The 18,076-nt window shown below is 45.2% G+C and carries 13 protein-coding genes and 1 tRNA gene; 7 read left to right on the top strand and 7 right to left on the bottom strand.

From position 1 onward, the window contains the following. The 5 genes from QUB25_RS19960 to QUB25_RS19940 form a co-directional block, all read right to left on the bottom strand. Complete coding sequence (locus tag QUB25_RS19960) at window positions 1-750, bottom strand: helicase-related protein (RefSeq protein WP_333185411.1); 750 nt, start codon at window positions 748-750, stop codon at window positions 1-3. 102 nt (window positions 751-852) lie between these two features. After that, window positions 853-3,981, bottom strand: coding sequence for a DISARM system helicase DrmA (drmA, locus tag QUB25_RS19955; RefSeq protein ID WP_333185356.1), 3,129 nt, complete (start codon window positions 3,979-3,981; stop codon window positions 853-855). Window positions 3,982-4,105: 124 nt separating this feature from the next. Beyond that, window positions 4,106-4,179 (bottom strand) — tRNA-Asp (locus tag QUB25_RS19950). Window positions 4,180-4,235: 56 nt separating this feature from the next. Then, the gene (locus QUB25_RS19945) at window positions 4,236-5,363 is read right to left on the bottom strand and encodes an esterase-like activity of phytase family protein (protein WP_333185354.1); all 1,128 of its coding nucleotides are present in this window, start codon (window positions 5,361-5,363) and stop codon (window positions 4,236-4,238) included. Between the two features lie 85 nt (window positions 5,364-5,448). Further along, on the bottom strand, window positions 5,449-7,308 hold the full coding sequence (locus QUB25_RS19940) for a TM0106 family RecB-like putative nuclease (protein ID WP_333185352.1): 1,860 nt from the start codon (window positions 7,306-7,308) through the stop codon (window positions 5,449-5,451). Between the two features lie 95 nt (window positions 7,309-7,403). Here QUB25_RS19940 and QUB25_RS19935 point away from each other — a divergent pair, with 95 nt between their 5' ends. From QUB25_RS19935 to QUB25_RS19925, 3 genes are all read left to right on the top strand, one after another. Beyond that, window positions 7,404-8,678 (top strand): aminotransferase class V-fold PLP-dependent enzyme, encoded by a 1,275-nt coding sequence (locus QUB25_RS19935; RefSeq protein WP_333185350.1) that lies wholly within the window; start codon window positions 7,404-7,406, stop codon window positions 8,676-8,678. A 174-nt stretch (window positions 8,679-8,852) separates the two neighbouring features. Beyond that, window positions 8,853-10,388 carry a DEAD/DEAH box helicase gene (locus QUB25_RS19930; RefSeq protein WP_333185349.1) on the top strand — a complete coding sequence of 512 codons (1,536 nt, stop codon included), beginning with the start codon at window positions 8,853-8,855 and terminating at the stop codon, window positions 10,386-10,388. Then, entirely contained in the window at window positions 10,385-12,190 is a 1,806-nt protein-coding gene (locus tag QUB25_RS19925; RefSeq protein WP_333185347.1) for an ATP-binding protein, read from the top strand. Before QUB25_RS19930 ends, QUB25_RS19925 begins: the two co-directional genes overlap by 4 nt. A gap of 65 nt (window positions 12,191-12,255) precedes the next feature. Here the strand turns inward: QUB25_RS19925 and QUB25_RS19920 are convergent, their stop codons facing one another. Further along, a complete protein-coding gene (locus QUB25_RS19920; protein ID WP_333185345.1) occupies window positions 12,256-12,450 on the bottom strand; it encodes a hypothetical protein in 195 nt (64 codons plus the stop codon). 57 nt (window positions 12,451-12,507) lie between these two features. Beyond that, complete coding sequence (locus QUB25_RS19915; protein ID WP_333185343.1) at window positions 12,508-13,746, bottom strand: ferrochelatase; 1,239 nt, start codon at window positions 13,744-13,746, stop codon at window positions 12,508-12,510. A 577-nt stretch (window positions 13,747-14,323) separates the two neighbouring features. Between QUB25_RS19915 and QUB25_RS19910 the strand changes: the two genes are divergently transcribed. The 4 genes from QUB25_RS19910 (at window position 14,324) to QUB25_RS19895 (ending at window position 17,995) form a co-directional block, all read left to right on the top strand. Next, entirely contained in the window at window positions 14,324-14,908 is a 585-nt protein-coding gene (locus tag QUB25_RS19910; RefSeq protein ID WP_333185341.1) for a hypothetical protein, read from the top strand. Next, window positions 14,901-15,626 carry a DUF3120 domain-containing protein gene (locus tag QUB25_RS19905; RefSeq protein ID WP_333185339.1) on the top strand — a complete coding sequence of 242 codons (726 nt, stop codon included), beginning with the start codon at window positions 14,901-14,903 and terminating at the stop codon, window positions 15,624-15,626. Before QUB25_RS19910 ends, QUB25_RS19905 begins: the two co-directional genes overlap by 8 nt. A gap of 194 nt (window positions 15,627-15,820) precedes the next feature. Next, window positions 15,821-16,669: an alpha/beta hydrolase gene (locus QUB25_RS19900; protein ID WP_333185337.1), complete on the top strand. Its 849-nt coding sequence runs from the start codon at window positions 15,821-15,823 to the stop codon at window positions 16,667-16,669. A gap of 108 nt (window positions 16,670-16,777) precedes the next feature. Further along, window positions 16,778-17,995, top strand: a complete 1,218-nt coding sequence (locus QUB25_RS19895; RefSeq protein ID WP_333060573.1) for a pentapeptide repeat-containing protein — start codon at window positions 16,778-16,780, stop codon at window positions 17,993-17,995. The last annotated feature ends 81 nt before the right edge of the window (window positions 17,996-18,076 follow it).

Here is an 18,076-nt window from a genome sequence, read left to right as displayed (position 1 = left end):
TTAACCTCGTTGATTTTCTGAGTTTTGTTGATTAGAGGGAATGCTGCCAAAGCGTGTCATTCCTTCTACTTCACGCAATGACTGCGGAGCATTCCGATAGACTACTGTAAAGTTTCGTTCTTGGTGTTGTTCGTCCCCCAAGACAACGGGTTTAGTTGGGTCTTTGTCAATTGCATATTCTTCATACACCAGATTGTTCTCATTTTCTGCGACTGTTTGCCAGCGATCGAACCCCCCTCGCACTTCGCGGTCAACTTGGTCTTCTGGCGGGCGGCGGATTGGCAGTTGAATTTGCGATCGCCTATTAATTATTTCATTAATTACCTCTAATTCCTGTGCTAAATTACGATTATTTTGCATAACAGAAGCATTGGTTTTTGCGGCCCATTCCGCTAAAACAGGTACACTCTGAATTTCTCTTGCTTGTCTCAGCAATGCGACTGCTACCGGCCCGATTCCTCGCTCTCTAGCTCTCGCTGCAAATGGTGTTACTGTAATTGGCTCTACATAGCGGTAAATTGCCCTGTGATACCCAGTAAAAAACTCATAGTGGTCTAAGTCTCTCGGACGACTAGCTCTCAAAAAAGTAATGACTAGCCCTCCTTGAGAACGACCGACGCGACCAGTAGCTTGAATATAGGATGAAGTTGTTTTAGGCTGCCCGTTTACTATCATTAAACCCAGGCGATCAATATCAACACCTGTCCCAAACATTGAGGTACTCAAAACTATATCTTTTGCTTCAGGCAATTCTTGTGCAAGGCTAGTTAATAACCCAGGCAATTCTGTAGAATCCTTACGACTAGAAAGCTCAACTTCTTCACCTAATGGTCTGTCCGCAACTTCTCTATATTATGCAATATACCTCAGCCTTTCAGGAATATCTTGACGATAAAGAGTCAAAGCTCCTGCTAACTCTCTAATCGCATTGAAATAACCAACAAGCGTCCAGAACGGATCGCAATTTGTATCGTTATATTCTCCTTGTTTCAGTTCCCAAATATTTTGGAGCATTGATGAATAAAGCCGAACAATGGGAGTTTGAGCACCTTTGCCGGGAGCACAAACAGCAACATAAAGGCGACCGCTAGGATGCCGATCGTTTTCATCAGTATCTATCGGGTGAATATTCGCTGGCGTTCTCGCAAAAAAGGTATCTGCTGCTGACAAGCTAAGAGGTGGAAATTGAAAAACATTGCGAGCAAACAAACATTGTACTTGCGATTGAGACTGCCGTACTGTTGCTGTAGAGGCAATATATTTAGGGCTGACAATTTGACCGCGACACATTTGTTCGCATAAAGTATCAACTGCTGTTTCGTAAAGCCCTACCATGCTTCCGAGGGGCCCTTCAATCAAATGCAGCTCATCTTGTAAAATTAGGTCAGGCGGTGCGAGGTAATTTACATTTTTAATATGCGTTCGTGGTGACGGATCGTCAGTCGCCCCATTATCGCGGTAATAGCCTGTTCTGCTGTGATAATGATTGATATTGCCAAAAAGCGATCCTGCTCTTGGCTCAAAGGCTAAACGCGCAAATTTATCGACTGTTGCAACCAATAGAGAAGGAATGCGTGAATAAATTTGGTCGTCTACTGTAAACGCGGAAATTGGTATTCTTAAAGAATACGTGCTTTGTTTAAAAGCTTCCAATGGGTGTTCCCAAACAAAATTATTTGGTACATTTATTGAACCCAAACATTTTTCATTAAAACGAACAGGAACTTTTTCATTCCAATTCTGACCATTGTTTAGCTCACATTTCGGATTAGAGCAATAAATTTCAAAATTTTCGATATTTTCAGCTCCGCGAGTTCCTGTGTAAGCTTTTTTAAAGTATCCGCATCTACTGATTCTAAACGGAACCAAGGGAGCAGAATTTAAGTAAGGCTTGACCTGATTTAGCCACCAATTATCTAATTTTTCTGCAAAAACTCTGGAACCTGCTTGTAAATAAAAAGTCATTGACAGCGTTATGTAGCCATCAGCAGTGCTGCTGTTAGAGACAGAAAAAACAGGAGCTTCTACCATCTCATCCAAGGGTATCACTTGGCGAGAAAGGAATTCGGGATTCACATCACCTTTCATTACCAAATGAATAGTATGTCCCTCTTGCTTTGTACCCAAACCATCTTTCGGAACAGCCAGAATTGAGCCGCAACAAGGACAGTTAAGAATTTGAGCAGGTTCTCCCTCTGCTTTTTGACCTTTTAGGGCATCAATAGCACCAGTAATCTTGAGGTGTGGCAATCCTTTTAGACTATTGGGTGTAACACTTCCACCAACCCACAATCCCGCAGAAAAGCGAGTAGTTCCCCAAATATTACTATCTTTCCAACTGCAATTTTTAGGTCGCCAGCCGACAGGACGACCTTTCCCTAAATTTTCAACTCGCAATACTTCACAAGCAACAATTAAACCCAAAGCTCGACGAAACTGTTGAATTGTTAACAGTCGGAGAGTATATCGGGAGATAACGCTAACACCCTGTCCAGTACGATCGCCATTAGTATCTTTCTCAGACCTCAATCTCCTCAATCCCATCGTAAAAGCAGCTAAACCCAAATAAGCCTCAGTCTTGCCGCCGCCAGTAGCAAAAGCTAGTAAATCGCAAGTTCTGCGATCGGGATGCAGGGGGTTAGCAATTGCTGGAATATTCATCAAGACAAATGCAAGTTGAAACGGCCGCCACCTGAAATCCCCTCCTCTTCCCTTCCAAGATGCCTGCAAATCTATCGCTTTATTAGCCAAGCAGAAAGCCAGTCTAACTTCCTCATTTCCAACAATCAAATCAATGGCTTCTTGCATTCGCTGCAGCGCGCGATCGCAACTTTCTAAGTGTCTGTTACCAGCTCTCAGATATTTACAATCTAACTCATTAACTCTAGCTTGTTGTTGACTTATCCAGACTCCATACCCATCTACAAGAGGTTGAAGTGCCTCGCGCATTGCAATATGATTCCAAGTTTCTGCGAGTTGTGCTGTGCTGAGTTCTGGTGTCTGTCCTGTTAATTCTAACTTCCAGTCAATTTCAGGAGATTGGATGGGGTAGCAAGGGACATATTCTGTTCGACAGTCAGGATTTACAAACTTTTCCCCTTGCTGTTTTCCATATTGAGAATCGACAACTTCCCCGTCAATCCACCGCAAGGGATTTTCTCGCTGACAACGACGTTCTGGGTCTATTTCTTGCCAGACAGCAGCGCACAAATGACCCCGCGCATAAGCTTGATACTCTCGATAAATTAGTGCTAATGACTCATCTTCTTCTTCAAGACTTCCCGGTTCGGGAACTTCCGCAGCAGGCTCGAAACTATCGAAAGGCAAAAGCTCTGTATTTTCTGCACAAACCACTCGAATTTGAGGCTGAAAAATCATGTCACTTGTCTGAAACCGTCGCTTTCCCGATTCTTCCATCGGGTCGATCAGACAAGTCTCATTGACTAAGTAAATCGATACTTTGTAAGTATTTTCACCCCGCTGTACGCTGCGAAGACTAATTCTAATGGCGTCTATTTCTGGTATTGGTGAAGGTTCTGCAACAGGAATTGGTTCTGGTGTGAGGTAGCAGTTGGGAATTCGCCTGAAGACTTGCTTGCCGCGCGGATCTTTCTCATCTTTATATCGCGCCCAAGTTGCACAAAAAACTATCTGCGGCTGATGTCCATCAGTAGCCCGAACAATAAAAGAAATCCCCATAGAACGGGGTAGAGATTTTGGGTCGAGAACTGGGGCCGAGGTTGCAACTGGTACTTCTTCCTCCGAGTCGTCATCGGCATATTCGTCTATCCCAGTCCCTAAAGTTTCAGCTTCCCCCTCAATTTCTCTGGCATCTTCATCCCTGGCATCTCTGGGGATCAGGACACCCGTGATGAATTCGTTGCGGGGTTCTTGATTGCTTGGCAGAACCTCGTAACAAGACTGTCTGGGGCCAAGAATTTCTTGTCTGAGACTCAGTAGCAGTTCTGTGCGTGCTGACACAATTTACCTTCTGATGTCGATTTGGGGTGTGTAAAACAAACGCTTGTACTGTGAAAACTCAGTACAAGCGGTTATTTTTCAGCATATAGCTTTTTTCAGCAATCTGAACATTTTTTATTTTGAACGGGACAGACGGGGCTCGAACCCGCAACTTCCGCCGTGACAGGGCGGTGCTCTAACCAATTGAACTACTGTCCCTCGTTTTGCCGTTTTTTCAGGCACAATTTCTATTATGCCTATAACTTCACCTTTTGTCAAGAGGTTTTTTGAACTTTTATTTGGAAGCCCAAAATTTGAGTCTCTTGCAGGGGACTGAAGTTGTTGTCGCTCACCAAAATTAGACCTCTGCTAGCATCCGCCAGGGCGGGGCCAAATGTCAACCCCTCAATGTTGTCTAGGGGAATTTTCAGCGTTTCCAAATCCAGCAGCAGGCGTTTTTGAGCGGGAGAAACCTCGCTGAGACGGCTTTTGAGGCTTTCGAGTGCTTCAATACGATCGCCCTTTTCCAGAGAAATCTCAAAAATTCTGATAGTTGTGCCGGTTTCCAGCGAGAAAGCACGCTCTAAACTCAGCAAGCGGTTATCGTCGATCGCCAACAAATCCACTAAACCGTTGCTAGTTAATTTTCCCACAGGATTCGCGCCAGGGGGTAGCGGTTCGGTGATGTAGAGAAACGATGCTTCTGGATTGCCGCTCACCGCATCGTAGCGCAAAATCCGGCACGGGCTCCCGGTTTCCAGGGAAGCTACGCCGCCATCTTGAACCAAGGCGTTTTCGGTAGCGGTGAATAGATATTTGCGATCGGGCGTTAAAGTTAAACTTTCCAATGATAGATTGTTGCGGATGCCTTTAGTGCCTTTGTCGTCGGGCAAAAATAGTTCAGGAATTGCCAGCGTTTTCAGGAGTTTACCATCTAGAGAGAACTCTTTGATAAAAGGATTTATTTGGCGATCGACATCTCCCTCAGAAGAAACAAACACGCTATTGCCAGTAAAAGCTATCCCTTCGGGATCTAAACTTAATTCAGGAAAACCTTTGCCGTTTTCATCTAATAAAGTAGTGACACCAGTAAAAGTAATTTGCTCTTTTTCCAATTTACCAGATTGCAAGTTGATTTTGAGAGTATAGAATCGCGCCGGAGCCTTGCTGCTGCGGTCATCAGAAATGGCATAATAAACTTGTTTGTCGGCATCATAAGTAATGCTCGATAGTCCGCCAATTTCCGTCCCCTGAAACGGAGAACCTGTAGGAAATATTGCTCTGCCGATAAAATCTATTTTTGTAACAGCGAAAGATTTGGCTGACTGGTTTACCCAAATAGCAACAGTTGCTGCCATCAAAAAACAGACAATAAATATAGTTGCTTTTGCTAGCTTTCGCATTTGACCAATAAATACATTATTACCTATATTCCTCTTCCCTTTCTTCCTTCGCGCCGCGACGAAAGCGGTTCATTAAATCAGAAAATCACGGCTCATGATTTAGCAAAAAATTGGTCAACCAATCTTTAACCACATAAGTAGCACGACAGTCGTCCTCATTGTAGCGGACGATCGCCTCCAAGAGCGATCGATCGCCAGTTTTGAGCCAATCGTCGTACCAGCAGACGCACTGAGCACCATTAGCCTTAGCATCTCGCCAGTCAAAACCCAGCCAGCGGGCAATTGGTTTGAGTGCGTAACTTTCCACCGGCATAATCGCTTTTTGCGTCACTTGTTTGTGAATATCTACAAACCGTTTCAGCACGGGTTTCCACAAATAAGCTGGAGTATTGTAAAGTTTAGCCAGTCGCTTAAAAGTCTTGACTTCGTAGTCGCAAAAGTGGAAAATCGGAGCAATGGGATAAGTCCACATTAATTCTAAAAATTGCTCCCAGATTGCACCTTCCTCGGCTGCTGATTCTGCTAAAAAACCGTGGAATTTTTCCGTATTGTTGCATCGGTCAACAACTAAGACTCCGTGGAGGTAATCTAAGTTTAACTCGGGTTCCGCTTCAATATCAAAGTATAGTTCGATAGGGGCGAGCGGCAAAAAGACTGATTGGGAATAGGGAATTGGTTTCTTGCGGAGAATTGGCGCAGGTATAGAAGATGTCGCAGGTTTATTTTCTGTAGTGTTTCCCAGTACAAGATTAACTGTTGCTAAACTCTTCTCGGCAACTTCTGGTATGGTTATAAATTGATTAACTTCTGCCTCTTCCCTTATTCTTTCTTTCCTCACACCTACATCCGTTAAATTTGTTAAATCCCCTACATTGCTCGTTGCCGAACTTCTATCCGTTAAATCCCCTACATTGCTCGTTGCCGAACTTCTATCCGTTACATCCGTTACAAAATCCGTTGCCGAACTTCCTTCTTCCCGCAACAGCGGTTGATTTAGCAAGTGCGATTTAGCTTGCTGCACTACATCAAAGGCAACTCTGTCGGGGAATTCTGGATACTCAGCAAGCAGTGCGGAACTAGCATTAGCGAGAGCTTCAACATCAGTAATTTCGAGAGTTTTTAGTCTAGCATAGCGGCTGGCCGTAACTCCCGGCAATAAGGAAAGATGTTTAATAGATTCGGCTTCGGCGTGACAGAGAGTATACCAACCGCAAAGGTTGCACTTTTGCCGGGAAATGAACACCTCTGGTTTATCCCGATTTTCTATCATCTGAATGCAATCATCTAAAATCTCGAACATCTGAGGAGTTCGCTGGTCGAGATTCACCGCCCACAGCCCTTTTTTTCGCAGCATCAGCCACGCAGTTTCTGGCATTGTTTCCTGCACCGAAGCTAAAACTTGGGCGTGAAAAGCTGCGATAATTTGATACTCTTGTTTTGGTCGCTTGCTAAGCCAAATATCCGCAGTAATATAACTCCAATTGCCAAATTTTGATTGTCCCGGCTGTTTGATTAATAAATGGGGGCGGCTGATCAGGGTAATGTTTGAAGAGTGAAGATTGGAGGATGAAAGATGAACGGGAGTTTCGGGGATTTCGCCAAATTCTGGGAAATATTGACTGTCAATTCCTACCAGAGAAGTTGTTGCGTCGTTGGTTTGGCCGAATTCGCCCTGGATCAGAACTCCTCGGTAAATGCGATCGACCCCTTGCTGCATTAAACTCAATGTAGCGGCCGCGCCGGCTTCCCAATCCCCTCTAGGATAATATGGTTGTTGGTAAGTCTCGTGTTCCAAAGCTTGCTGCTGGTATGCCGCGCTGTCGCGCATCAGTTTCAGCAAAAAGTCGCTGGGGGGATCTAGTTGTTTCCAGTCTCCGCAGGTGTCTAAAAATGCTCGGAGATGGCATCGCTGATAGGAAAGTAGCAGTTTGTCAGTTATTAACATTTAGTATTCGCAAGGCATAGAGTATCAGGCCAAAGGTATAAAATTCACAGCATTAGTTATTCAATATTAACGCTATCAATAATTCCCAAAAAAAAATGACAAAGGACAATCACCGGCAACAATTCCCAGCTTTAGCCAATAAAGCTTATTTTAACTACGGCGGACAAGGGCCGCTGCCTGAGCCTGCTTTAGAGGCGATTTATGAGGCTTACAAACGGGTGCAGCTTGGGGGGCCGTTTTCGGGGGAGGTGGGGGCTTGGGTGGTTCAGGAGGCGATGCTGACGCGACGTGCGATCGCATCTGAGTTGACGGTACCTCCTGAAACCATCGCCCTGACTGAAGATGTCACCGTCGGCTGCAATATTGCGCTGTGGGGCATTGACTGGAAAGCAGGCGACCATTTGCTGCTTTCTGATTGCGAACACCCCGGCATTGTAGCTAGTGTAATGGAACTTCAGCGCCGTTTCAACATTGAGGTTTCGGTTTGTCCGTTGGCGGCAACTTTGAATGAAGGCGATCCGGTGGCGGTGATTGCTGATAGTTTGCGACCAAATACTCGCTTGTTGGTTATCAGTCACATTTTGTGGAATACTGGCCAAGTTTTGCCTCTGGCTGAGATTGTGAAAGTATGTCATGAACCCCCCCTAACCCCCCCTTACCAAGGGGGGGGACAAGAGGATTTTTCCCTGGTTCAAGGGGATAGATCAGAAAATTTGTCCCTGATTAAAGGGGGGGGACAAGAGGAATTGCCTGCCAAGAATCACAAAGTTAGAGTGTTAGTTGATGCCGCTCAATCAGTGGGGGTTTTGCCTTTAAATTTGATTGAATCGGGGGTTGACTTTTATGCTTTTACTGGTCACAAATGGTGGTGCGGCCCGGAAGGTTTGGGGGGGCTTTATGTGAGTGCTGAAGCTTTGGCAGATTTGCATCCGGTGTTTATCGGTTGGCGGGGAATTGTGACGGATGCTAATGCTAAAGTCCTTGGCTGGAAGTCGGGATCGCAGCGCTATGAAATTGCGACTTCTGCTTATCCTTTGTATGCGGGTTTGCGGAGTGCGATCGCCCTGCAACATGAATGGGGTACGATCGAGGAAAGGTATGCAGAAATTTGCCGTTTGAGTAAGTATCTCTGGGAGCGTTTGTCGGAACTTCCCGATGTGGAATGTTTGCGGAAATCTGCGCCGGAAGCGGGTTTGGTTTCGTTTAGATTAACTAACGGGATGCCGCACAAAAAGCTTGTCGATTTGTTGGAAAAACAGGCGATTATGGTGCGGACAATTCTTAATCCTGATTGTGTGCGGGCTTGTGTTCAATATTTTACAACTGAGGCGGAGATTGATAAGTTGGTTGGGGCGATCGCAAATCAATAAAGTTAGCTAGAGAACTTACTTGGCAGCGAAGATGATGAGCTGCCATGCTTAGCTTGTTAGCTATGACGATTATTATATATACGAGGGGTGCATCCTTTGAATTTTGATGAGATACTGTCACGAGCCAGTGAAGAAACGTTACAGAGTCTATTTGGCAGTTCAGCTTTCAGTTTAGTGAAGCTTTTAGATAGTCGCCTAGCAACTCCCACTAATCTGCGTGAAGTCTTGGTGAGTATTTATTCTCGTGAAAGCCTGCTTTTATCAAAAGACACTCGCACTATCCTATTTGAATTATTACGACCCAAACAAGCAGAAATTCTCGCTACAATTTTGTCAGCTTCAGACAACAAAGATGTCTTTCAAGCGCTGAAAGAAGTCAAAATACGTCGCGGCTCAGATCGCGAACGTGCCCTTTTCGACTTTTTTGAATTGGTTGTGCCATCAACTGAGGAATCTGAAGAAACACCCTCATCGGATCTGGCTGCACCTCAATACGCTTTGTTTGGTCATCAGCGTAGTGCAGCAGGCAAAGTCAAACAGTTCCTCCAAAAAGAACCTCGGCGTGTTCTGCTTCATATGCCCACTGGATCGGGAAAGACACGCACGGCAATGCACATTATCGCCGATCGCCTGCGATCGCAAGAGCCTACTTTAGTCGTATGGTTGGCATACAGTGAAGAACTTTGCGAACAAGCCGCCGCCGAGTTTCAACGCGCCTGGAAATACTTGGGCGATCGAGATTTATCCGTCTATCGTTTCTGGGGAAACCACGAACTCGATCTTGATGAGGTGCATGACGGCTTAGTAGTTGCAGGTCTTTCCAAGCTTTACAGTCGTGCTAAACGTAGCATCCAATTTATTAACAAATTAGGCTCTCGTTCTTCTCTTGTCATTATTGATGAAGCCCATCAAGCAATAGCAGAAACTTACAAGCTAGTCTTAGATGTTCTCGTTTTACCATACCAAAACACAGCACTGCTTGGGTTAACAGCTACACCAGGCCGCACTTGGGCAGACATTAGTGCGGACGAAGAATTAGCGGAATTCTTTGCACAGCGCAAGGTTACTTTGGAGGTTCCTGGCTACGATAATCCAGTAGATTACCTAGTGTCAGAGCAATACTTGGCACGAGTAAAATACCGAGCTTTACTACACCAGAGTGGATTGAATTTATCTAATAACGACTTGAAGCGTATTGAAGAAGAGTTAGAATTACCAAAAAATATCCTGACTCGCCTAGCTCAAAACGAACAGCGCAATCTCCGCATTATTTTGGAAATTGAAAATTTGGCAAAGACCCACAAGCGTATTTTGGTGTTTGCCATATCTGTAGAACACTCAAAACTTCTAGCCGCTGTGCTGAAAGCTAGAAATTGGCAAGCATCCGCTGTAACTGCCAAGACTCCTGCTTTAGAAAGAGAGCGAATCATTGCAAGGTTTAAAGATGACCATCCAGAAACTAAGATTATCTGTAATTATGGCGTTCTTACAACAGGATTTGATGCCCCGCGAACCAGTGCCGCCGTGATTGCTCGTCCCACCAAGTCGCTTGTTTTATACAGCCAGATGGTTGGACGTGCTATTCGCGGACTTAAAGCAGGTGGCAATGAACAAGCTGAGATTGTTACTGTAGTGGACACAGATTTACCAGGCTTTGGCAGTGTTGCCGATGCTTTTAACAATTGGGAAGACATTTGGAGATTAAAATGACAAAACAACATGATATCGTTCCGGTACATTTAGTTGTTCAGGCAATGCGCGACAACGGTTATAAAAACGCAGCCTATGCACTAGCCGAACTCATGGATAATTCCATTCAAGCGGGAGCTACTGAGGTAGAACTTCTCTGTGCTGAGAAAGAAATTCAGCTACAGCGACGTAGCTCGCGCATTCATAAAATTGCTGTTTTAGATAATGGAAGTGGCATGGATTCCACTGTTTTGCGAATGGCTTTACAGTTCGGCAACGGAACCTATCTAGCAGAAGACAAACATACAGGAATGGGGCGCTTTGGTATGGGGTTGCCATGCTCTTCAATTTCCCAGTGTAAACGGGTAGATGTTTGGACTTGGCAGAGTGGTGTAGAAAATGCAATTTACACATACCTCGATTTGAATGAAATCAAAAACAAGCAGCTTACTGAAGTTCCCGAACCTGAGAAGCGCAAGATACCTGTGATTTGGGAAAAAGTCACAACAGGCTTTGGACAGACGGGAACATTAGTAGTCTGGTCAGATATCGATCGCTGTGTGTGGAAGACTGGTAAGGCAATTATCGAAAATTCAGAGTTGGTAATTGGACGAATGTATCGAAAATTTTTAGATACTAAAGAAGTAGTCATTCGCATGGCAACTTTTAATATTGATGAACCTACCCAGATTCAGGAAGGGAAATATGCAAAGGCGAACGATCCGGGTTATCTCATGGCAGAGACTGTTTGCCCTGCTCCCTTTGACAAAGAGCCAATGTTTCAACCGTGGCCAGAGAAAGACACCTATGAGACCACCTTTACTATTGAGTTTCGTGGCAAAAAACATGAGGTGAAAATTCGCTTTTCTTATGCGAAGGAAAAAGCCCGTCAAGGAAAAAATCCTGGTAAGCTTCCACATGGACAGCACGCTGGTAATAATATGGGAGTTTCAGTGGTTCGTGCAAGGCGTGAATTGGAACTAGACCAGTCTTGGATACAGAAGAGACCTACAGAAAGATGGTGGGGGGTCGAGATAGAATTTCCCCCGGCACTTGACGAATTGTTTGGGGTCACAAACAGTAAGCAATCTGCCCGTAACTTCTCAGATATGGCTAGCCTAGATATCGAATCTGTGCTCAAAGATAAATCAATGACTCAGTTAAAAGAAGAATTAACCCAAGATGAAGACCCCAGAGGGCCATTAATAGAAATTACTCAGAAGATCCATAATCAAATAGGACTCATGCGAAGGCTGATTGATGCACAAACGCCAGATTCACGCAGCGGACAAAAGCGGCATCAAGGATCTTTTGCGGAGAAAGTTGCAACTGAGGTAACAGAGGAACGGAAGAAGGAGGGACACCACGGGCAGAGCGACAAGGATGAGTCACTACCTTTGGAAGAGCGAAAGGAAATCATTGAAACCACATTAATAGATACAGGTGTTCTGCAATCTAAAGCTGAAGAATTGACCGCAAAAACACTCTCGGATGGATCGAAGTACACTGTTGCAAAAGCAGATATGGAAACCCCTGCTTTTTTTTCAGTTAAGAGCGGAGGAGGTGCAATTATGATATTTTTAAACGCTAACCATCCTGCCTACAAAAACCTTGTCGAAGTTTTAGAAGAAGAGGTAGAAGGCGTAGATATTGAAACACTTCGCTCTCGTCTAACAAATTCTCTCGAAGGTCTGAAATTGTTACTGATGGCTTGGGCACGTTACGAGGATGAGGAACCGGACGGGGCACGACGTCAGAGGGTACAGGATGCTCGTTTTGATTGGGGACGGGTGGCTCGACAATTCCTTGAAAGTGAGGAATAACTGAAGGCTCTATCATTGTTTAACTAGGGGTTAGGGGTTTAACATTAGTGGCAGATATTGTGCCACTAATGTTCAACCCACTTCCCAAAGTCAACCCGTTCATCATATTTTGCAGGAACCGGAAGAAGTGCGATAAACCAGAGAGTCAGAAGTTCGATCGCCCTTTCGCTAAAAACACCAAAGGACGATGGCCCTTTTCGCCCAAATTTCGGCCTACGCACCCCAACAAAAGAAACCGGGTTTTTCACTAAATCTGCCATTTCCATGCAGTATCTTCGCAAAAAACCCGGTTTCTGAGCTCTCAGGCCCAACTCCTATTAGTGACTATGCCCGTGATCACCATGAGAATGTCCGTGATCACCATGAGAATGCCCACCGTGAGAATGTCCACCGTGAGAATGGCCGTGCCCGCCATGAGAATGGCCGTGTTCCCCGTGAGAATGCGCGTGCTCGCGCTGCGCGGCAGCCAAACTCGGATTAACAGCAACCGCAGTCTCACTCAACAACGCTTCAATCTGCGGATTTGCCCACTCAGCGGCCATTTTCAGAAACTCTGGATGGTCGTTAACGCAAGGCAATTTGCGGTAAGTAACTCCTTGACGCTGTTTCTGCAAAGACTCAATAATGTGGTCTACATCTAACAAAGTTTCGTGATTTTCTGTGGCAAATCCGATCGGCATAAAGACGATCGCAGTTGCACCCAGATCGATCAAATTCTTCGCAGCCAACGTCGCATCCGGCTGCGTCCATTCAATCAGCGGCGTGTCGTGATTCAGCCAACCCACCGAAATCAAAGGATAGCGATACATCAAACGTTCCCGCACGCGATCGTACAAAGCTTGACTTTCCACAATTCCCGAAGTAAAGCCCTTCGCCTTGTGCGGACAACCGTGATTCATCAGCACAATCCCAATTTGAGAAGGCAAATGCGCTACAGCTAAATCGTTCTTAATTTCCTCTTCAACCAAACGCGCCATCAAATCGATGTAAGCAGGTTCATCGTAAAAAGAAGGAATGTAGCGCTGTCCTTTTACCCAATGTTCCTTACCATCAAAGGTTTGTGCTAAAGCTTTATTCACCTGTTCGACTGCAATGCCGCTGGTGAAAACAGAATCAACAACCAACAGCGGATAAATCAGAATTTTGTCAAATCCTTCTGCTTTAATTTGCGGAATTACTTGTTCCGGCAAAAAGGGCGCGCAAAAGTTAAAAGCTTTGAAAACTTTTACTCTATCGCCCCATTTCTCCTGTAAATTCTTTTCTATCCCGGCGCGCTGCTGTTCAAAAATTGCATTGTGCGGCGAAACAAATTGACCGTGTTGGTGACTCCACTCGTGCAAGTCAAAGATTGCTAAAATCTTCGCCAGCGGCGGATAAATCCAAAGCGGTACTGGCGCAAACTTTGCCGTAAGCAAATTTAAAGCTTGTTCGTTGTAGTTGGCAAAATCGTCGTAGCTTTCGACTTCGCCGTAACCCATCAGCAATACAGCAACCCGATCGTTACTTGCGGGTGCTGCAGATGTTTTGGACTCGATTTTTTCTGGAGAAGCAACCACTTTGTATTCCTCAATTTTATTTATTCTAAGAGATCCAGGCAGGATGAAGGGTGAATCGGAGATTTTTCATTGTTTGCGATCGCACGACTGACGTGCGCGGGGCTGATTCCCGGTTTCTGCGCCCATACTTTCCGGTCAAACCTCTTATTTATCCTAGAAACCGGATTGATGAGCATCAGTCCTAAGTGGGTTTTTTGACCGTGACCCCAAATTCGTAGCAGCTAAGCTGGCAGGCCTCTAATTTTCACAATCCTGTTTCTTTAAGCTTTTGTGGGGTCGGCTTCGACGCCGCCAGAAAAGTTAAATCTAAATACAGAACTGCTTAAAACTAGAATCAGGCTTTGCTAAGCTTGACAGGGAATGGGGTCGGGGGGGATAAGTTTTATGTTTTCTTAAGACTCCCTCACCTTGCCTCAGATTAAAGCTGTTTGGAGCGTTCCCAGCTTTTAACTTGGGGGGATACTCTTCAAACTTGACTCTATTATAAGTTTAACACCCTATCCCCAGGGGTAGTATATGATATAGTAGGCATATGATAAAGTTATGTTGCGAACTATATTAACTTTCTTGACGAACTATGAGACTGGTAATTTGCCCCGGAGTCCACGAACCAAAGCTAACCGACTGTTTCCTGGCGGGACTTTCGGGGCTTTGGGGACTGGCTGCCGATCGCCAAAACCAGCAAATAGTCGATCGTGTCAAGATTTTTCCCGCTCATAAATATCCGCCTTTTTCAGCTCTTGACATATTCCACTTTTTGTGCAGCGAAGAGTTAGGAGGAGAAAGCCTAGTATTTGTCAGCTTTTCGGCAGGAGTAGCCGGGGCGATCGGGGCGGCTTGGATGTGGCAGCAACTCGGCGGCACAGTCGGGGCTTTTTTTGCCTTAGACGGTTGGGGAGTACCTCTGGGGGGCAATTTTCCCATCCACCGAATCAGCCACGATTGCTTCACGCACTGGAGCTCGGCAATTCTCGGTGGCGGTGGAGAAAGCTTTTATGCAGATCCGCCGATCGAACATTTGGATTTATGGCGAGCTCCTCAAACGGCAAAAGGCTGGCACGTCAGCCAAACCGCCGCCGGCATCGAGACTGTCGCACCCACAACCGCAGCAAAATTTTTAGTCCACCTATTGAAACAATACGGAGTCCAATCAGTTGTTTAATCTTAATTTAGTATCCTCTGCGATCGCACCTATTGCCACCATCGCCGGCCTCGACAATTCTGTCACTTCAGGCACAACAAACAGCATTAAACAGTGGTTAATATTTGGCGCTTCAGCATTTTTAGTCTCAATTCCAGTCTTCGTGCAAGCACCCTTAGTGCGTTTATATCCAACCATCAGTTTGCTATCAACTATCCCCTGGTTCGTAGTTAGTTTAATCTTCATTTTCCGCCCCAAAACACAACTTTGGGGAGATTTATTATTAGGATTTGCCGGATGCTGGCTGGCAGGTTCTATCTATTGGGGCTGGTTTAGATGGGAACCTATTTTACATCTACCTATAGAAGCAATTGGCTTGCCTTTTGCTATTTGGTGCTTGGGCAAATCTTGGGGAAAAGTTGGCGGCTATTTTTATTTAGGTTCTCTATTGGGTACTGCCATTACTGATTTATATTTTTACTTGACAGGCTTGATGCCCTACTGGCGCCAAGTGATGCACGCGGAACCGGAATTAGCCATGCCGATTTTTCAAAGTGCGATCGGTCAAATTGAAACCCCTTGGGGCATAGGTTGCGCTCTAGTTTTAATCGCTGTGTTGCTAACAGTGGGTTTGCTGAGTTTGCGCGATCGAGAACTGCACTGGCGCGCGTTTAGTGGCGCGGTGTTAAGCACTCTTTTGGTAGATGGTTTATTTTGGCTGGCTGCTTCTGCAGCTTAAGATTTATGATTGGTTCCTATGTTGGTAATTTTTGACCGCAGATGTGGGCGGGTTGACGCAGATTAACGCAGATTTTTTGATAGATGTAGTCTTGAGATTCCTGACTTCTTTAATAAGTCGGGAATTTTGGTATTTAGTGAACAATTATGAGTTAAAATCTAAAATCTAAAATCTAAGAATCCCCAATCAATATCATGTCTTTCATTTCAATTCGCGGTGTAGAACATTATTACGAGTGGATAACGGCAGATAACAGTACCCAACCCAGCGGCAAACGAGTGATGGTATTTCTGCACGGCTGGGCGGGCTCGGCGCGCTACTGGGAAAGCACGGCACGGGCTATTGCTGATGATTTTGATTGTTTGCTCTACGATATGAGAGGTTTTGGTCGATCGCCCTTGCCAAAAGAGCCTCCTGAGTCCAGCTACGAACTCGAAACCTACGCCCGGGACTTAGCTGAATTATTAGAAGCTTTGAATTTAAGCCGCGTCTTTCTCAATGCTCACTCCACAGGGGCTTCAATTGCTACTTTATTTCTCAACCTTTACCCCGAAAAAGTAGAAAAAGCAATTCTCACTTGCAGCGGTATTTTTGAATACGACGAAAAATCTTTTACAACTTTTCACAAATTCGGTGGCTATGTGGTAAAATTTAGACCCTCTTGGCTGGCATCCATCCCGTTTGCCGATCGGCTATTTATGGCCCGGTTTTTGCGCCGTTCCCTGCCCACAGAGGTCAGTCTGGCGTTTCTCAAGGATTTTTTAATGGCAGACGAGCAAGCTGCTATAGGTACAATGGTGACGGCCGTCAGCAAAAGAGCCGCCGAGGAAATGCCCCAAGAATTTGCGCGGCTGAGTGTTCCCACACTGCTTGTGGCCGGAGAATTCGACCAAATTATCCCCGCCGTCATGGGAGAGCAAGCAGCCTCTCTCAGCAAAAAAGTAGAATTTGTTATAATTCCGAATACGGCTCACTTTCCGATGCTGGAGGATGCCGCAACATACTTGCAGCGAATTCGAGAATTTTTGCCAGCAGCGGCTTAGCTGAGTTATTGTTCATCTAATGTACGATCGGACACGCAAGCTTTGAGAACGGCTTTTGCTCCGATCTTAATTTTTAATTCCTAATTTCTTAAAGCGAAAGGTGGTACAATGAACGACCTCGACCAATACTATAAAGTGCTGGGACTGTTGCCGGGAGCTTCCAGAGAAGAAATTAGCCAAGCCTACAAGGATTTAGCGTTCATTTGGCACCCCGATCGCATCCCCAAAGACAATCCCAGACTACTACAGAAAGCTGAAGAAAAGATTAAGGAAATTAATCAAGCTCGCGAAAAATTGCGATCGATTCAACCAAGAGGTCAGAATCAGAACGTTCAGCAAAAACATACTCAGCACAAACACACCCAGTACCAAAACACCCAGCACAAATACACCCAGCACCAAAACACCCAGCAACAAAACGCTCAGTACAGAAACACTCAGCAACAAACTACCCAGCAACAAAACGCTCAGTACAGAAACACTCAGCAACAAAATACCCAGCAACAAAATACTCAGTACAAAAACACTCAGCAACAAAATACCCAGCAACAAACTACCCAGCAACAAAATACTCAGTACAGAAACACTCAGCAACAAAATACCCAGCAACAAACTACCCAGCAACAAACTACCCAGCAACCCAATACTCAGTACCAAAACAATCAGCAACCCAATACTCAGTACCAAAACAATCAGCAACCCAATACTCAGTACCAAAACAATCAGTACCAAAACACTCAGTACAGAAATACTCAGTATCCAAACACCCAGCACCAAAACACCCAGCCACCACCGGTCAACCCTAAAGAACCCCGCTACTCTTCTGAACCCTCTTCAGGAAAATATCCTGGAAATTATCCGGGAAGCTATGGGGGAAACCCTGCAGGGCCGTATTCCGAGGCGTCCCGCTACCAATCGCAGCCGCCGCCATCTCAGTCTTACCGCCAAGCTGGGCCACAAGCTCCCGATTTAAGCGGTTCCAACTTCAAAGGAGCTTCCTTAAAAGAAAAGGATTTTTCAGGAAGAAACTTGAGCAATGCAAACCTGAGTGAAGCCGACTTAAGTGATGCTTTTCTACACAACGTCAATCTCACAGGCGCGAATTTGCACCAAGCAAACTTGTTCAGGGCTAATTTGTTAGGAGCTTGTTTGATCAATGCCAACTTGAGAGAAAGCAACTTAATCGGAGCCGATTTGAGCGGTGCTGACTTGAGCGGTGCTGATTTAACAGGAGCGAAAATCGGTTACGGCGATCGAGTTATGGTCAAACTTACGCGGACTACATTAACAGGTACAATTTTACCGGACGGTACTGTTCATAGCTAAATTATTTAGTTTTTAGTGTGTGGTTGTAGACGCGGGTTTTACCCGCAATATTTGCTGCAACTCCAAATACAAAAAAAATCC

The organism is Microcoleus sp. B3-D7, assembly GCF_036705305.1.
Taxonomy (GTDB): domain Bacteria; phylum Cyanobacteriota; class Cyanobacteriia; order Cyanobacteriales; family Microcoleaceae; genus Microcoleus.
Note: the sequence above shows the minus strand (reverse complement) of the source record. Positions and strands in the feature narration are given on the sequence as shown.

Bases quoted from the DNA above. Each gene is read 5' to 3' on its own strand.
- QUB25_RS19945 (WP_333185354.1), bottom strand. From the start codon at position 5,363: ATGCGAAAGCTAGCAAAAGCAACTATATTTATTGTCTGTTTTTTGATG.
- QUB25_RS19940 (WP_333185352.1), bottom strand. From the start codon at position 7,308: ATGTTAATAACTGACAAACTGCTACTTTCCTATCAGCGATGCCATCTC.
- QUB25_RS19935 (WP_333185350.1), top strand. From the start codon at position 7,404: ATGACAAAGGACAATCACCGGCAACAATTCCCAGCTTTAGCCAATAAA.
- QUB25_RS19925 (WP_333185347.1), top strand. From the start codon at position 10,385: ATGACAAAACAACATGATATCGTTCCGGTACATTTAGTTGTTCAGGCA.
- QUB25_RS19920 (WP_333185345.1), bottom strand. From the start codon at position 12,450: ATGGCAGATTTAGTGAAAAACCCGGTTTCTTTTGTTGGGGTGCGTAGG.
- QUB25_RS19910 (WP_333185341.1), top strand. From the start codon at position 14,324: ATGAGACTGGTAATTTGCCCCGGAGTCCACGAACCAAAGCTAACCGAC.
- QUB25_RS19900 (WP_333185337.1), top strand. From the start codon at position 15,821: ATGTCTTTCATTTCAATTCGCGGTGTAGAACATTATTACGAGTGGATA.
- QUB25_RS19895 (WP_333060573.1), top strand. From the start codon at position 16,778: ATGAACGACCTCGACCAATACTATAAAGTGCTGGGACTGTTGCCGGGA.